The sequence below is a fragment of the Roseibium sp. genome, from assembly GCF_965229775.1.
Lineage (GTDB): Bacteria > Pseudomonadota > Alphaproteobacteria > Rhizobiales > Stappiaceae > Roseibium.
On the sequence record NZ_OZ245929.1, the window covers coordinates 2,517,069 to 2,533,399 of the forward strand.

14 protein-coding genes are annotated in these 16,331 nt (G+C 62.1%); 8 read left to right on the plus strand and 6 right to left on the minus strand.

The window, feature by feature from the left end; translation table 11 throughout:
- Positions 1-14: 14 nt before the first annotated feature.
- From ACO07N_RS11495 to ACO07N_RS11505, 3 genes are all read right to left on the minus strand, one after another.
- Positions 15-3,404, minus strand: coding sequence for an error-prone DNA polymerase (locus ACO07N_RS11495; RefSeq protein ID WP_421981147.1), 3,390 nt, complete (start codon positions 3,402-3,404; stop codon positions 15-17).
- A 298-nt stretch (positions 3,405-3,702) separates the two neighbouring features.
- Positions 3,703-5,154, minus strand: a complete 1,452-nt coding sequence (locus tag ACO07N_RS11500) for a Y-family DNA polymerase (protein WP_421981148.1) — start codon at positions 5,152-5,154, stop codon at positions 3,703-3,705.
- Positions 5,123-5,725, minus strand: a complete 603-nt coding sequence (locus tag ACO07N_RS11505) for an ImuA family protein (RefSeq protein ID WP_421981149.1) — start codon at positions 5,723-5,725, stop codon at positions 5,123-5,125. The genes ACO07N_RS11500 and ACO07N_RS11505 overlap by 32 nt, the downstream gene beginning before the upstream one ends.
- A gap of 537 nt (positions 5,726-6,262) precedes the next feature.
- On the opposite strand from ACO07N_RS11505, the gene ACO07N_RS11510 reads away from it, so the two are divergent.
- The 6 genes from ACO07N_RS11510 to ACO07N_RS11535 all read left to right on the plus strand — a co-directional run bounded on the left by ACO07N_RS11510 (position 6,263) and on the right by ACO07N_RS11535 (position 12,421).
- Positions 6,263-7,573 carry an extracellular solute-binding protein gene (locus ACO07N_RS11510; RefSeq protein WP_421981150.1) on the plus strand — a complete coding sequence of 437 codons (1,311 nt, stop codon included), beginning with the start codon at positions 6,263-6,265 and terminating at the stop codon, positions 7,571-7,573.
- Between the two features lie 129 nt (positions 7,574-7,702).
- On the plus strand, positions 7,703-8,584 hold the full coding sequence (locus ACO07N_RS11515) for an ABC transporter permease subunit (protein WP_421981151.1): 882 nt from the start codon (positions 7,703-7,705) through the stop codon (positions 8,582-8,584).
- Between the two features lie 10 nt (positions 8,585-8,594).
- Complete coding sequence (gene ugpE / locus ACO07N_RS11520; RefSeq protein WP_306142395.1) at positions 8,595-9,437, plus strand: sn-glycerol-3-phosphate ABC transporter permease UgpE; 843 nt, start codon at positions 8,595-8,597, stop codon at positions 9,435-9,437.
- A gap of 17 nt (positions 9,438-9,454) precedes the next feature.
- On the plus strand, positions 9,455-10,531 hold the full coding sequence (locus ACO07N_RS11525) for a sn-glycerol-3-phosphate import ATP-binding protein UgpC (protein ID WP_421981152.1): 1,077 nt from the start codon (positions 9,455-9,457) through the stop codon (positions 10,529-10,531).
- 192 nt (positions 10,532-10,723) lie between these two features.
- Positions 10,724-11,854, plus strand: a complete 1,131-nt coding sequence (locus tag ACO07N_RS11530) for a DNA alkylation repair protein (protein WP_421981153.1) — start codon at positions 10,724-10,726, stop codon at positions 11,852-11,854.
- A gap of 417 nt (positions 11,855-12,271) precedes the next feature.
- On the plus strand, positions 12,272-12,421 hold the full coding sequence (locus ACO07N_RS11535) for a hypothetical protein (RefSeq protein ID WP_421981154.1): 150 nt from the start codon (positions 12,272-12,274) through the stop codon (positions 12,419-12,421).
- Positions 12,422-12,824: 403 nt separating this feature from the next.
- On the opposite strand, the gene ACO07N_RS11540 is transcribed toward ACO07N_RS11535, so the two are convergent.
- Together ACO07N_RS11540 and ACO07N_RS11545 are read right to left on the minus strand one after the other, a co-directional pair.
- Entirely contained in the window at positions 12,825-14,009 is a 1,185-nt protein-coding gene (locus ACO07N_RS11540; RefSeq protein ID WP_421981155.1) for an MFS transporter, read from the minus strand.
- Positions 13,999-14,358, minus strand: coding sequence for an MmcQ/YjbR family DNA-binding protein (locus ACO07N_RS11545; RefSeq protein WP_421981156.1), 360 nt, complete (start codon positions 14,356-14,358; stop codon positions 13,999-14,001). The genes ACO07N_RS11540 and ACO07N_RS11545 overlap by 11 nt, the downstream gene beginning before the upstream one ends.
- Before the next feature lie 155 nt (positions 14,359-14,513).
- Between ACO07N_RS11545 and ACO07N_RS11550 the strand changes: the two genes are divergently transcribed.
- A complete protein-coding gene (locus ACO07N_RS11550) occupies positions 14,514-15,332 on the plus strand; it encodes an RNA polymerase sigma factor (protein ID WP_421981157.1) in 819 nt (272 codons plus the stop codon).
- A gap of 112 nt (positions 15,333-15,444) precedes the next feature.
- Positions 15,445-15,936, plus strand: coding sequence for a YybH family protein (locus ACO07N_RS11555; protein WP_421981158.1), 492 nt, complete (start codon positions 15,445-15,447; stop codon positions 15,934-15,936).
- Between the two features lie 39 nt (positions 15,937-15,975).
- On the opposite strand, the gene ACO07N_RS11560 is transcribed toward ACO07N_RS11555, so the two are convergent.
- Entirely contained in the window at positions 15,976-16,317 is a 342-nt protein-coding gene (locus ACO07N_RS11560) for a hypothetical protein (protein ID WP_421981159.1), read from the minus strand.
- Positions 16,318-16,331 lie beyond the last annotated feature (14 nt).

Sequence of the window (16,331 nt, forward strand, 5' to 3'; positions counted from 1 at the left end):
TTGCGTGGTGGCGCTCAATGAAAATCCCGGCTCGGGAACAGTTTCTTCGCCTGGTCGCGCGGGTGCATGGCACGTGGCTTGGGAGCGGCTGACTTGAGATGCACCGGCACCTCGTCGGTCTTGCCGGTCATCTGGCCGAGGACCTCGTCATTGGGATGGCCGAGCAGGGCGAGCTTGTGCGAGCAGTCCTCGATGTGATCGGCGATCAGGTGGACGACAATGCCCTCGCGCTCCAGTCGTCCGGTCACTTTCAGAAGCCGTCCGCCGATGACGGCGGCGCGGAATTTCTCGTACATCTTCGGCCAGACGACCACGTTGGAAACCCCGGTCTCGTCCTCCAGCGTGATGAAGATGACGCCCGAGGCGGTGCCGGGGCGCTGGCGGGTGATAACAAGGCCGGCGACGGAGACGCGCCGGGCCTCGTAAGGCGTGAGCCGCGCCAGCCGGTCATGGGGCGTCAGCTGCGGGATGTGCGGGCGCAGCAGCTCCATCGGATGGGCGCGCAGGGTCAGGCGGGTGGAAAGATAGTCCTCTACCACCTCCTGGCCGAGATGCATGGCGGGCAGGAGCACATCCGGCTCGAAGATCGCCTCGCCGTCGATCGGGTCGTTGAACAGCGGCAGCGGCTTCGGGCTGCGGATGGTCTTTACCTGCCACAGCGCATCCCGGCGGCTCAGGCCCATGCCGGCAAAGGCGTCGGCCTCCGCAAGACGTTCCAGCGTCGCCGGCGGCACGCCGGTCCTGAGCCAGAGCGTCTCGGTATCCGGATAGCCGTTGCCGCGCGCGGCCACGATCCAGTCGGCATCCTCCTCGCGCATGCCCTTGATCTGGCGGAAACCGAGCCTGAGCGCCAGCGCGCCGTCGCTGCGCCGCTCCAGCGTGTTGTCCCAAAGGCTCGTGTTGACGCAGATCGGCCGCACCTCGACCTGGTGTTCGCGGGCATCGCGCACGATCTGCGCCGGGGCATAGAACCCCATCGGCTGCGAGTTCAGGAGCGCGCAGGCGAACTCGGCCGGGTAATGGCATTTGAGATAGGCCGAGACATAGGCGAGCATGGCAAAGGCGGCCGCATGGCTTTCCGGAAAGCCGTATTCGCCGAACCCTTCGATCTGGCCGAAGCAGCTTTCGGCGAACTCCCGGTCGTAACAGCGCCGGATCATGCCGGCGATGAATTTCTCGCGCAGCTGGCCGATCGTGCCCATGCGCCGGAAGGTCGCCATGGAGCGGCGCAGCTTGTCGGCTTCCGAGGGGGTGAACCCGGCGGCGACGACGGCGATCTGCATGGCCTGCTCCTGGAACAGCGGCACGCCGAGCGTCTTGCCGAGCACCTCCTCCAATTCCTTCGACGGAAACCGGACCGGCTCCTTGCCCTGGCGGCGGTTGATGTAGGGATGCACCATGCCGCCCTGGATCGGTCCGGGGCGGACGATCGCCACCTCGATGACGAGATCGTAGAATTCGCGCGGGCGCATGCGCGGCAGGAAGTTCATCTGCGCGCGGCTTTCCACCTGGAACACGCCGATCGCATCGGCCTTGCACAGCATGTCATAGGTGGCCGTGTCGGCCTGGGGCACGGTGCCCAGGGTGAACGCCCGGTCATGATGGCTGTCGATCAGGTCGAAACACTTGCGGATGCAGGTCAGCATGCCGAGGCTGAGCATGTCGACCTTGAGGATGCCGAGCGCGTCGATATCGTCCTTGTCCCATTCGATCACCGTGCGGTTTTCCATCGCCGCGTTCTCGATCGGGCAGAGCGCGTCGAGCCTGCCTTGCGTGATCACGAAGCCGCCGACATGCTGGCTGAGATGGCGCGGAAAGCCGATGATTTCCCGGATGAGTTCGATCGTCTGGGCAATGCGCCGGTTCTCCAGGTCCAGTCCGAGCTCCTTCATCCGCGCATCGTCCGGCCCGCTGTTGGAGCTGCCCCAGATCTGGCCGGAGAGCGCCGCGGTCACATCCGCGTTCAGCCCCATCACCTTGCCGACTTCGCGGATGGCCGCGCGGGTGCGGAAATGGATCACCGTGGCGCAGAGCCCGGCCCGGTGGCGGCCGTATTTCTCGTAGACATACTGGATCACCTCCTCGCGCCGCTCGTGTTCGAAATCGACGTCGATATCCGGCGGCTCGCCCCGGTGTTCGGAAATGAAACGTTCCGAGACCATGGTGATGGTTTCCGGCCCGACATCGGTGATGCCGAGCGCGTAGCAGATGATCGAATTGGCCGCCGAGCCGCGCCCCTGGCACAGGATATGCCGGCTGCGGGCAAAGCGGATGATGTCATGGACCGTCAGGAAATAGGCGGCGAACTTCAGTTTGCGGATCAGCCGCAATTCCTTGTGCGCCAGGTTTTGCGCATGCTCCGGCACACCGGCGGGATAGCGCATCTCCAGGCCTTCGAAGGTCAGCCGCTCCAGCCGCTCCTGCGGGTCTTGCCCGTCGGTGATCTCGTCCGGATATTCATAGGAGAGTTCCGACAGGTCGAAGCTGCAGCGCGTGGCGATTTCGACCGTGCGCCGGAGGGCCGCCGGGTGGTGGCGGTAGAGGCGGGTCATGTCGGCGGCCGACTTCAGCCGCCGCTCGCCATTGGGCAGCGCCCGTGTGCCGATCTCGTCGATGGTGCAGCCTTCGCGCAGGCAGGTCAGCACATCGGCAAGCCGCCGCCGTCCGGCATGATGCATCATGACATCACCGACCGCGACCATGGGGGTTGCGAGAGAATGGGCCACTTTCGCGCAGGCGCGGAACCAGGCCTGGTCGGTGCCGTCATACCGGGGCGCTGCCCCCAGGAACACGTGGCCCGGAACTTCCTGGCGCAGCGTGCGGATATGATCCCGGGCGGTTTTCGAAAAGGCCTCCTGCGTGTGGCCGCCCTGGGGCAGGGCGATGAAGATGAGGCCCTCGGAGAACTTGACCACATCCTCGAAGTCCAGGTGGCAGTCGCCCTTTTCCGCCCGCCGCTTGCCGAGGGTCAGCAGCTGGCTGAGCCGCTCATAGGCGGCCCGGCCGGTCGGCAGGGCGACGAAGTCGACCGGGCTGTCGGTGAGCACCAGCCGGGCGCCGACGATCAGCCGCGGCAGCTTCAGCACCTCCGGCACGGGCAGGGGCGGGATCTCGTTCGTCTGCTGCCGGGAGGAGGCGTCGATCTGCGAATGGGAGCGCACGGGCACCCCGCCTTCGCTTGCCGCGCGCCTGATTTCCTTGAGCGCCGAATAGGCCCGGACAACACCGGCCAGGGAATTCCAGTCGGTGATCGCAATCGCCTCAAGCCCGAGTTCTGCGGCCCGCGTGACAAGCTCTTCCGGGTGGGAGGCTCCGCGCAGGAAGGTGAAATTGGACGTAACCGTCAGCTCCGCATGCCGGGGAACATCCCAGTGCAGGCTCTCCGGTGAGACGTGAGAGGTCATCGGCGGACCTCCCGCCTCTTCCTCCTGCTGTCACCCCGGACAAGCGTCAGCGCAGATCCGGGGCCTACTCGCCTTTCAGCTTGCCGAAGCAGGAGGTTCTGGCCTCTGCGCCGGCTTCCTTCTAAGGGCTCTGAAAACGAGTGGGTCCCGGCTCTCGCTGCGCTCGGCCGGGATGACAATAGCGGATGAGGCGAGGCAGCCGGAAAACCTGTCCCTGATGCTGCCACCTTCGTCCCCGACCCCTCATCCTGAGGAGGGCCGGGACGGCGGGAAGAAAAGGAGAGGGCAGAAAGAAACATCAGCCGAACTCCCCCTGCACATACCAGCCGGGGTTCTGCGGCGTGTGGAACAGCCACAGGCGCTGGCCCTGGCCCGTGGCGATGCGCCAGTAGTCGCGCAGGCCCCGTGTCCAGTCGTCGTCGCCTTCCCACCAGGCCGGCGTGATCCGTTCCGGGCCTTCGGCCTGAAGCGTCGTCAGGGCGCGGCCGCGCCAGCGGAAGCGGGGCGGCGGTGTGGTGCCGGCCCCGGTGATCGGTTCGGGAGGGAAAAGACGCAACGGACGCGGACGCCGGTAGGGCCAGGAGCGGACCGGCGTGCTGTAGGCCGCAGGCACCAGCTTGAAGCTGCGTTCCGGGATATGGCTGTCGACGGGGGTGAAGCGCTGGATATTTTCCAGCCCGATGCGGTTGCCGAGCTGGGTGATCAGATCGGCGAGGCTGTCCTTTTCCAGGGTTTGCGACGGGGTCAGCTGACGGGGGCCGAGATCTTCCACCCGGGTGGCTTCCAGGCGGATCATGTCGATGCCGTAGCCGGCATCGACCGCGCTGACCCCGCGTTCGAACAGGGCCAGCATCCGGTCGCCGTCGCGCATCGGCCGGGCCAGGCGCAGTTCGACCGACTGGTTTTCCTGGTCCACCCTGCGGAAGGTCAGTTTCAGGCTGCGGGCGCCTTTTTGGGCCGTGTCCAGCTGTTCGCACAAATGGCCGATCAGCCGTTCCGCCCCGGCCATGACGTCGTCCACAAGGCCGATCGGGTCGGGCAGGGTCATGCGCACGGCGAAGCTGATATCTTCCTTCAAGGGAGAGATCTGTTCGGGGAGAGTGCCGAGCGCCTGGTCGAGGCGGCGCAGCACCTCCGGATCGTAGCGCCGGGCCACGCTTGCCCGCGGCAGGTTGTAAAGATCGGAGACGGTGGCAATGCCGAGCCGCTCCAGGCTGGTACAGGTCTGGTCGGCAAGGCGCAGGGCCGCCAAGGGCAGGGGGCCGATACGGGCAAGCGTTTCGCCCGGTCCGGCGATGCCTTCGGCAAAGCGGGACAGCGCCCAGGCGGTGCCCGGCGTGGAGGCAAGACCAAGCCGGGCGGTAAGACCGGCCCGGGCAAGACGAGCACGGATATCGTCAAGTAAGGGCGCCTCGCCCCCCATCAGATGCGCCGAGCCGGTGATGTCCAGGAACAGGCCGTTCAGCCCGTCGAGACCGACCCAGGGACAGTAGCGGGTCGCCCACCGGGCCAGCAGGCGCAGAAAACGCTGGTCGGCTTTCGGGTCGGCGGGCCGGGTCAGCAGCCCGGGGCAGAAGCTTCTGGCATGGACAAGCGTGATGCCCCTGTTGAGACCGGCGCTTTCCGCGCGCGGGCACAGGTCGTAGACGCGTTCGGAATTGCGGTCGTAAAGGGTCAGGGCAAAAGGCGCGTCAACGGGATTGGCGCGGAGCGAACGCTCAGCCGCCAGCCTCGGAAACCACAATGACACGATGCGCCGCTGCATCCCAACGCACTACCCACTCTGACAATGTTCCTGTTTTGTTCTTTATAATCGACCACAGCCAGGGAGTCGAGTCGTGATCATTTTGCCAAGGGCCGGTTGATGGGGGCGTCTCCCGGCCATGCGCACCGGGCGCGGGCAGGCCGCTGCAGCGCCATCTTGTCTCCGCCGCGTTGCTGCCACCGCCTTCCGGCACCAGAAGAAGCGCCGTCGTTCCGCCGGTTTCGGCGGCCAGCTGCAGCCTGCGGCCCTCCGTCAGCCCGATCGGGTCGGTGATCTCGGCGACCACAAGCCCCACCGCACCGGACCGGAGCGCGGTTTCCGCACTGGCAAGGACATTCAGCGGCGTATCGGCGCGGGTGATCAAAAGCTTGCCCGGATCGCAATAGGGCGCAAGCCCTTCCGGGTTGACCACGGGGCGCCAGCGTTCCGACACCCAGACCACCGGACCGCTTGCCTGGCCGGCCGTGATCGCGGCAAAGACCAGGCCGCCTTCGCCGCACACTTCATGGGCACGGGCGCGTTTCAGCGGATAGGCGGAGGAAAACGGCAGGGACATGATCTGGCGGCAATGGCATCGGGTTGACGGTCCCTTTTGAACATAAGGCCAACCGCGTTCCCGTCAAAGCCGGATTTTGCGCCGCGCGAATCGCACCCGGGCGCAGCAGGCGCGTCTCATCGGAAAATCCGTCGTTGCATGGCAAAAATACACGGTCATTGTTTCTGCGGACAGGTGGTGCCGAAGCTTCCTGTAAGCCGACTAAGCTTTCTATCGGGCCGGTGGCGGACAGCGGCAAAAGAGTGTTGCAAAGGGCGCATGCCAAGGTGGCCGCTTGGTCAGTTTTCCTGAAAATGCGATTGAGGAAACCTTCGATTTCCGAACCGTGGCAAGATAGGTGCAAAGTAAAGCCCCTTCTCGATTGCGGACGCGGTTAAGGCGTGTTTAAATGTTCATATGAGCGTCATACAACGTTCATATGAAAACAATACGAAACGCAGGCGTTATCGTTTCAGGTGCCGGAAAAAGCCGTTGTGGCACCGAGAGAACAAACTGCTGACCGGGGCATATCGCCCTCCAATGTGGGAGCAAATAAACATGGCTTATCGTAAGACCGTCGCCAGCTTCGTTGCTGCGGCTGCCCTTCTGGGAACTTCCTCTGCTTCTTATGCAGCGACCGACATCGCCTGGTGGCACGCAATGGGCGGCCGTCTCGGTGAAGTCGTTGTAGACATCGCAAACGGTTTCAACGCCGACCAGAGTGCCTGTAAGATCACCCCGGTCTACAAGGGCACCTACGAAGAGACCCTGACGTCCGGTATCGCCGCTTTCCGTGCAGGCGAACAGCCGAACATCCTGCAGGTCTTCGATGCGGGCGCAGCGACCATCATCGGCGCCAAGGGCGCGGTCATCCCGGCTCAGGACATCCTTGAAAACGCCGGTGTCGGCTTCAACATCGAAGACTATATCGAAGGTGTCCGCAACTTCTACGCCGACAGCGACGGCAAGATGATCGGCATGCCGTTCAACTCGTCCACGCCGATCCTCTACTACAATGAGGAAGCTCTGGAAAAAGCGGGCGTTGAAGCTCCGAAGACCTGGGAAGAATTCCAGGAAATCGCTCCGAAGCTGAAAGAAGCCGGCTATGTGCCGCTCGCCCAGTCCCACCTGCCGTGGATCTTCACCGAGAACTTCAAGTCCCGTCATAACCTTCAGTTCGCGACCAACAACAACGGTTACGACGGTTCCAAGGACACCAAGCTGGTATTCGGTGAGCCGATCAAGAACCACTTCACCGCCGTCAAGGGCTGGCTGGACGACGGCATGTTCGGCTACTACGGCACCGGCTGGGGCGACAACCAGACCCCGTTCAACGAAGGCAAGGTTGCCATGTGGCTCGGTTCCTCGGGGTCCTTCGGCGGCATCCAGAAAACCGTCGAGTTCCCGTTCTCCGCGACCTACCTGCCTTACTGGGATGCAGTTGACGGCGCCGGCACCGGCACATTCATCGGCGGCGCGGCCCTGTTTTCCATGGCCGGCAAGCCGGACGATGAAAACAAGTGCGTTGCTTCCTTCTTCGAGTACCTGACCTCTCCGGAAGTCCAGTACATGTGGCACAAGGAAACCGGTTATGTGCCGATCACGACCGCCGCTTACGACCTGGCCAAGAAGGACGGCTACTACGAGAGCACCCCGGCCGCTGAAATCGGCATCAAGCAGCTGACCCTGCCGGGCGGCGACTGGACCAAGGGCTACCGCATGGGTTTCTACGTCCAGATCCGCGACGTCATGAACCGTGAGTACGGCAAGATCATGTCCGGCGAAACCTCTGTTGAAGATGCATTTGCTGCCATCGAAGAAGAAGGCAACAAGCTTCTCGAGCGTTTCTCCAAGACCACCGGCAACTAAGCCGGACGGACCACTTGTCCTGGGGGCGCATCACCTGCGCCCCCATTTCCATGCTCATGAAGCGGGCCGGCCTGGTGACAGCCCGCTTTCCCGCCCTCTGCGGTCGAGCAACAATCAGGTCGCGGCCATATGAAAAAAGTCCAGTTCAAGTCCCCGTTGCTGCCCTATCTGCTGCTTCTGCCGCAGCTGGCCATCGTGACGATCTTCTTCCTGTGGCCGGCGGCTGAGGCGGTCCGATCGTCCTTTTATCTTGAAGATCCCTTCGGCTTCGGCTCGACCTTTGTCGGCATCGACAACTTCACAGACACGCTGACGTCGTCCGACTATGGCCGCGTCGCGCGCTTCACCGCCGTCTTCACGTTTTTCGTGACCTTCCTGTCGCTTGGCATCGCCCTTCTCTTGGCGGTCAAGGCGGACAAGGTCATCCGCGGCGCGTCCAGCTACAAGACGCTGCTGATGTGGGTCTATGCGGTTGCGCCTCCGGTGGCCGGCCTGATCGGTGTGCTTCTGTTCGACCAGCACGTCGGGCCGATCGTCGATTTCTTCGCCATGTTCGGCTGGAAGATGCAGATCGGCGTCAACTATTTCGACACCAGCTTCGCCATGATCGTCACCTCGGTCTGGAAGCAGATCCCGGTCAACTTCATCTTCTTTCTGTCCGGTCTGCAGGGCATATCCAAATCCGTTCAGGAAGCGGCCAGCATTGACTGCCGCTCCGGCATGCGCAGATTCTGGACCGTCACCTTCCCGCTTCTGGCGCCGACCGGGTTCTTCCTGCTGATCATCAACATCACCTACGCCTTCTTCGACACGTTCGGCATCATCGACGTGATGGTGAAGGGAGAGCCGGGCAACAACCCGGTAACCCTCGTCTACAAGGTCTATCTCGACGGATTCCGGGGCAATGACCTGGGCGGCTCGTCGGCACAGTCCGTCATCCTGATGGCCCTGGTGTTCATCCTGACAATCATACAGTTCCGCCTGATCGAGCGGCGTGTGCATTACACGTGAGGAGCCGGAAATGAAAAAGAACCAGATCTGGGACCACGTCATTCTGCTTGTCGGCGTCTTCTTCATGGTCTCGCCGGTCGTTCTGACCCTCATGACGAGCACGCACGATGCCATCACGGTCTACAAGGAAGGCGTCCAGTTCCTTCCCGGCGGCAAGTTCCTCGAAAACTACGAAACGGTCCTGTTCCAGGCCGGCGGGTTTACCAAGGAAGTCGACGGTTTCGTGATGCTCAAGAACTCGATGATCCTCGGCCTCGGCTTTGCCATCGGCAAGATCATCATTTCGATGCTCGCGGCCTATGCGATCGTCTATTTCCGTTTCCCGATGGCCTCGCTCTGCTTCTGGATCATCTTCGCGACCCTGCTGCTTCCCCTGGAAGTCCGCATCCTGCCGTCTTACGAGATCGTCCAGCAGCTCGGCATGGTGAACACCTATTCGGGACTGATCGTCCCGCTGATCGCGTCGGCGACGGGGACTTTCTTCTTCCGTCAGTTCTTCCTGTCGGTTCCCGATGAACTCCTGGAAGCGGCGCGTATCGATGGTGCCGGTCCGTGGAAATTCTTCAAGGATATCCTTGTGCCGCTGTCACAGACCATGATCGCCGCGATCTTCATCATCATGTTCGTCTTTGGCTGGAACCAGTATCTGTGGCCGACCCTGATGACGACGGATGAGAGCCTGTTCACGCTGGTGCGCGGCATCAAGCAGATCCTGCAGGTCTGGGTCGGTGCCCAGATCCCGGCCTTCAACGAGGCAATGGCGCTGGCGATCCTCGCGATCGTTCCGCCCGTGCTCATCGTGGTGATTTTCCAAAGCTGGTTCGTCAAGGGGCTCGTCGAGAGCGACAAGTGAGAAACTAGAGGTAACTTATGTCAACGATCACTCTCGACGCCGTCCGGAAGGTGTATGCGGGCAATGTGGAGGCCGTCAAAGGCGTCTCCATCGATATTGCCGACGGCGAGTTCATCGTGCTTGTCGGCCCGTCCGGCTGCGGCAAGTCGACCCTGCTGCGCATGATTGCCGGCCTGGAAGACATCACGACGGGCGAATGCAAGATCGGCGACCGGCTGGTCAATGACGTCGATCCGGCCGATCGCGATATTGCCATGGTGTTCCAGAACTACGCGCTCTATCCGCACATGTCGGTCTATAACAACCTGGCCTACGGTCTGAAGAACCGCGGCATTGCCAAGGACGAAATCGACCGCCGCGTGAAGGAAGCCGCCCGCATTCTCGAAATCGGTGACTTTCTCGACCGCCGGCCGCGGCAGCTGTCCGGTGGCCAGCGCCAGCGCGTTGCCATGGGCCGCGCCATCGTGCGCGAACCCGCCGCGTTCCTGTTCGACGAGCCGCTGTCCAACCTGGATGCCAAGCTGCGCGTCCAGATGCGTGTCGAGATCAAGCGCCTGCAGCGCTCGCTCGGCACCACCAGCGTCTATGTCACCCATGACCAGCTGGAGGCCATGACCCTGGCCGACCGCCTGATCGTCCTGAATGGCGGCAACATCGAACAGATCGGGGCCCCGATCGATGTCTATGACAAGCCGGCCTCGACCTTCGTTGCCAGTTTCATCGGTTCACCGGCCATGAACCTCCTGAAGGTCAAGGCAGGGGAAAACGGTCTTGCCGGCGAAGAAGGCGGCGGTCTGTCCGGTCAGAACACCAAGGGACGGGACCGCTACACAATCGGCATCCGGCCGGAACATCTGGAAGTCACCGATGCGCCGGGCACCGGCGACGGCGTTACGCTGGAAGTGACCGTGAATGTTCTGGAGCCGATCGGTGCGGAGAGCTTCCTTTATTGCAGCCTCGTGGATGACGGACCGGAAATCGTCGTGCGCGTGTCCAGCCACGCCAAACATGAGCCGGGCGAGAAACTGTTCCTGCATGCCGCCGCCGAGAACGTACATTTCTTCGACGTGGACACAGGACGCCGGATCGACTGAATGTCGTCAGACTTCGGACGGGTGGCGAACGAGGGTGCTGTCCGTTTCGAAAAGGCCACTCCGGGAAACCGGGGTGGCCTTTTGGTTTCATCCTGACGGTCCTTGTCAGGAGAGTGGCAGGAAGAGGCTGGGACAGAACGTCAGCTTCTGGCAAAGACTGGGCAAACGAACCGTCACGCACAAGGACCGACGATGGAACCATTCAAGAACAAGATCTCGCCGGATCTCGTAAAGTGCCTCGGGCTGCATATCGAACGGCATCTGCAAGGGTTCGACCGTACGTCCTACGAAGCCGCCATCCTGGCCGAACTGGAAAAGCTCGAACTGAAACAGCGTGCGCGGCTGATCGCCGACGAGACCGGCAAGATCCTCCCCGAAACCCTGGACGCAAAGTTCCACATTCTGAGATCGATTCTGCACCCGCTTGAAAATGAAGGCGTCGACCGGGCAAGCGATGATAAGGGCATCAGGGGCTGGGGCATGATGCCGCTCGGCATGGTCGTCACCGATTTTGGCCTGGAGGACTTCGACAAGTCCTTTGCGCTCCTGAAGGAAATGACCAAGCGTGCGACGGCCGAGTTCGAAGTGCGCCCGTTTCTCGACAGGGATCAGGAGCGGGCGCTCGCCATCATGACGCCCTGGGTGAACGACGACAGCGTCCATGTCCGCCGGCTCGTCTCCGAAGGCACCCGCCCGCGCCTGCCCTGGGGCATGCGTCTGAAGAAGCTCGTCGAGGACCCGGCACCGACCCTGCCGCTTCTGGAAGCGCTCAAGGACGATCCGGAAGATTATGTCCGCCGTTCCGTAGCCAATCACCTCAATGACATTGCCAAGGATCATCCGGACCTCGTCGCCGAGATCGCAAAACGCTGGCTGAAAGGTGCCGGCAAAAACCGGCAGCAGCTGGTGCGCCACGCCTGCCGTTCCCTCATCAAGCAGGGCCATGCCGGAACGCTGACGGCCTTCGGGCTGAACCCGCCGGAGATCAGCGTTGACGGCCCGCTGGTCAGGACACCGGCCGTCACTTACGGCAACGCGCTGACCTTCGAGGTCGGGCTGACCTCCACGGCCCGGAAGCCGCAGGACCTCGTGATCGACTATCTGGTTCATTTCAAGAAGGCCAACGGAACGCGCGCGCCGAAAGTCTTCAAATGGACGAAGGTGAAATTGGAACCGGGAGAGACGGTGTCCCTGTCCCGCGATCACGCCATCCGTCCGATCACCACGCGGGTCTACTACGGCGGAACCCAGGCCGTCAGCCTCCGGATCAACGGAAAGGATTTCGGCCATGCGGAGTTCGAGCTGGTGATGGATAGGGATTGAACTGCGAACCCAATCGCCGTCCCGGACAAGCGTTAGCGCAGATCCGCGACCGGAAAGCCGAGACGACTGTTTTCGTTTTCCGAGAAGCTTCTGCCTCCCCGGTCCCGGCTCGCGCTGCGCTTGGCCGGGATGACGATGGCAGGGCTGTGTCACTCACACTTCTCTCATACTGAGGAGGACCGCTAGGTTCGTCTCGAAGGATGGCCAACTCACAGCTTGTCGTCCCGGTTTGCCGCTCTGGCGGCAAGACCGGGAACCAGTAGTCCGTGCGGTTGGCCAGTGAAGACGACGGTCAGGCAAGGGGATACTGGATCCCTGCCTTCGCAGGGATGACAACGGAAGACTGTGCCGCAAATGTTTCCGCCTCACATCCGCAAGACCTCATCCTGAGGAAGGGCCATAGGCCTGTCTCGAAGGATGGGCCACACGGCTCTGCACCCGCTGCTTGATCTTCACCCGATCCGCTTCAGCCGCAACATGCACAGGATCCCGAACGCCGGGCCGATGGCCATCAGGGCGAACGTGCCCGGCCAGCCGATCAGCTCTGCCCCGAGCGGTGTGACCTGAAACGGGAAAGAAAATCGTTTATCTTCCTAATAGAGATCATCTTTTTCAATAGTATCGCGCACAGTCTTTATCATGAATGGCAGAATCAAATAAATCGAAATCATAATATTCATTAGTAGAAAGAGCCCGGTATATTCAAGGTTCGGATATAGGTAGATCGTAAGAAAATATGCAAGCCAACCAACTGCGCAAGAAATCAGTTCAGTTCGAAAGGTGAGATGTTCTCTTTTGCTTTTTCTATTGCTGAATACTATCGTAAGATAAATATTCCCCATAACTAGGCACGCCAGCATCCGGTCCCCGTATTTCGATGGATCAAGATTTGCCCGTAACATGAAGTAGAAAATCCAACCGCATGCCACCACAACGATTTCTAACTTGAAGGGCAGCCTTCCCTTCATGATCAAAGCCGCTTCAGCCGGAACATGCCTAAAATCCCGAGCGCCGGGCCGATGGCCATCAGGGCGAACATGCCCGGCCAGCCGATCAGGTCGGCGCCGAGCGGTGTGAGCTGGACGGTGAAGAAGGTCAGCGCAAAGCCGAGGGCGGTCTGGAAGCTCATCAGGCTGCCGGCCTGTTCGGGCGGCGCGTAGTCTGCGACGAGGGCGGAGAACTGGGCGGAATCCGGCAGGATCGCCGCGCCCCAGACAAGCACGCACAGGATCGTCAGCCAGACGGGGCCGCCGAAGGTGAGGGCGGAGGCGACCGCTGCGGTGCCGCTGACGGCCATGGCCAGGATCGCGATATTTGCCTTGCCGACCCGGTCGGCGACAATGCCGGCAAGGACGCTGGCGACGCCGCCGGCGGCGATCGTCAGAAAGGCGATCAGGCGGGAGAGGGAAACGGCCTCGCCTTCTGCCATATGCGCGGAAAAGGAAAGCGTGAGCGCGACGCCGATCCAGGCCCACATCGCATATAACTCCCACATGTGACCGAGATAGCCGGCATAGGCATAGCGTATCCGGGCGTTGGTCCAGGCGGTGAAGATCGCGTCGATCTTCATGCGCGGAGCCCTGGCATGAAACGGTCCGAGACCTGCGAACAGGCAGAGCACACCGCCGACTGCCGAAGCGAGCGAGGCGACGGTCAGGCTCCAGCGCCAGTCGGCGCCGCCCAGAAGCGCCAGAAGGTGTGGCGCCGCCGAGCCGAGCGTCAGGGCACCGACAAGCGCGCCGACCAGAAACCCCCGGTCCTTCTGGCCCCAGCCAACGGCGATCTTCATGCCCACGGGATAGACCCCGGCAAGCAGCGCGCCCGTTGCAAACCGTGCCAGGATCGAGACGGTACCCCCAGGTTCCACGACAAGAAGACTTGCGTTGAACAGCGCGGCCGTGATCGCGCAGAAGGCAAACAGCCGGCGCGGATCGATCCGGTCGGCCAATCCGAGGAGCGCGGAGGCGAGTGCACCGACGACGAACCCGATCTGAACGGCGCTGGAAAGCGCCGCCTGCCGCATTTCGGAAATCGGATACTCGCGTGTGAGATCCGGCAGGATCGCGGCGGACATGAACCACAGGCCCATCCCGGCGACCTCCGCCACCATCAGCAGCGTGAGCGAACGCCACTTGCCTGTGAAGTCAGTCTCCAAGGCCGAGCTCTTTCCTGACCTTTTTGGTGAGCTTGCCTGCAATGATCTTGTGGGCGGCGGTGATATAGGCCTTCAGATCCTCTTCTGAAAGCGCGCCTTCCTTTTCCATCTGCACCCACTTCGCCCGGGCGAGATAAGGGGCGGGGATCAGGCCTTCCTGCTGGATGAGCAGCGCGTAGGACATGTCGGAACACTTGAACCCGATCCGCTGGTGATCGCCGTCGCCCCAGCGCGAGCATATCGCGAAGATCTTGCCGCCGACCTTCCAGACGGAGGCATTGCCCCACTGGATCACATGGGTCGTTGCGGGCAGGCTTTTGCAGAAGGCATCGAATTCGTCGCGGGTCATCGGAAACTCGTGTCTGAACAGCACGCTGGGAACGGGAGCGCAGAGTGACGTTTCATGTCCGTTCGTGCAAGCCGCGCGCTGATCAAAAAAATATGTCACACATTCCGGTGCACTGCCCTCTAACACTGTGAACGACCGCAATACAGGATCGCGACATGACAATTGCAGATGTATCACCGGCAGTGATCAGGGCCGCACAGGATGGCGACAGGCAAGCTGTGGAAGCGGTTCTGCTGAGCGTTCAGGACCGGATCTACAACCTTGCGCGCAGGGTTCTGGTCAACCCGGAAGATGCCGGTGAGGCGACACAGGAAATCCTGATCCGGATCCTGACGAAACTGTCTACGTTCCGGGGAGAGAGCGCGTTTTCCACCTGGGCCCACCGGATCGCCATCCGCCATATTCTCGGCGCGAAAAAACTGCGCGACCGCGACCCCGGCCTGACGTTTGAAATCTTTGCCGCCGATCTGGAAACGGGACTTGTTGCAGACCCGCCGGATGCGCCCGATCAGGCGCTGCTTCTGAACGAGTTGCGGGTCTCCTGCACCATGGCGATGCTTCTGTGTTTGTCGATGGATCTCCGGCTTGCCTACGTGCTCGGCGATGTCTTCGAACTGGACCAGTCCGAGGCCTCGCAGATCCTGGAGCTGGCACCGGCGACCTACCGCAAGCGGCTGTCGCGCGCCCGTGCCGAAGTGATCGCCTTCACTTCCCGCCATTGCGGGCTGGTCGGCGAGAACACGAAATGCAGTTGCCGCAAACGGTTGCCGGCCGCGCTTGAGGCAGGCCGGGTGCAGCCCGGTTCCTACCCGAATTCGGCCGGTTCCCGTCTCTCTTATTCCGATGCAAGGAACGAGATCGGCACCGTGGTCGAAGACCTGAAGACCTTCAAGCTCCAGCAGGCGGTTCCGCATCGGAATTGCCCCGCGGATATCCGCACCGAGCTCACCAGAATTCTGTCTCCGGGGCGTTAGCATCGCTTCCGGCGCAGATCCGCCAGAACCTGAAAACCTCGACTGAATACCGAACCGGCTTGGCAACAGGCGGGACTGGCACCGCTTTGCCTTGTCAATGAACGGAGACCCCATGAACCAGCGACGTTACGCAGCAACGGCCGCGGCCGTGATCGCACTTTCAACCCTTGCCGTCCCGGCAATTGCACAAGGAACAGACAAGATGACACAGGATCAGGAAGACGTTCTGGCCCTTATCGGAAAAATGACCGGCTCGTTCGAGGCAGGGGACCTCGACACGGTCATGCAGACCTATGAGACCGATCAGACCATTATGTTCGAGCCGGGCAAGCCCGTCTCGGATCCGAATGGCGCGAGACTGGCCTTCGAACAGTTCCTGACCGTCTCGCCGAAATTTTCCTATTCCGGTCACGAAGTCATCGTGGAGGGCGACATTGCGGTTCATATCGCGCCCTGGCAGATGACCGGAACCGGTCCGGAAGGCAAACCGGTCGAGGCGGCGGGGCTCTCGATCGCCGTGTTGCGCAGGCAGCCGGACGGGTCTTGGAAAATGGTCATCGACAACCCGCATGGCAGCCACCTGCTGGCCGGTTCGGCCGACTGACCTTCGGCGACGGGCTGCGCCTTTAAGGGCGCAGCTTCCTTATCGACTGGTGCGGTGGTCCCCGATCCGATCGCGTTCCGTCGTTTTGCATCCGGTCCGACGCTCCATCGGGTCTTCCGGCACGAGCCCCGGCAGGCGCGGTGCCCGTGCAAAGGCAGCGAACGCACGGAGCCAGTGAAACCGGAAAAATGCACGCACCCAGGCGCGCTGTTTCGCCTGTCTGAGTGTTATGGCCTGCCTTTCGAAAGAAACATGCTCCGGAAGGTCTTCCGGCCAGAGTTCCGCATGATGCGGATAGAGGCTCCTGCGCGGGTCGTTCCAGGCGTGGCACCCTTTGCAACCGGTCGTACCGGTGGGCAAGACTGTACTTGGAATTGTCATTCGAAATTCCTCTC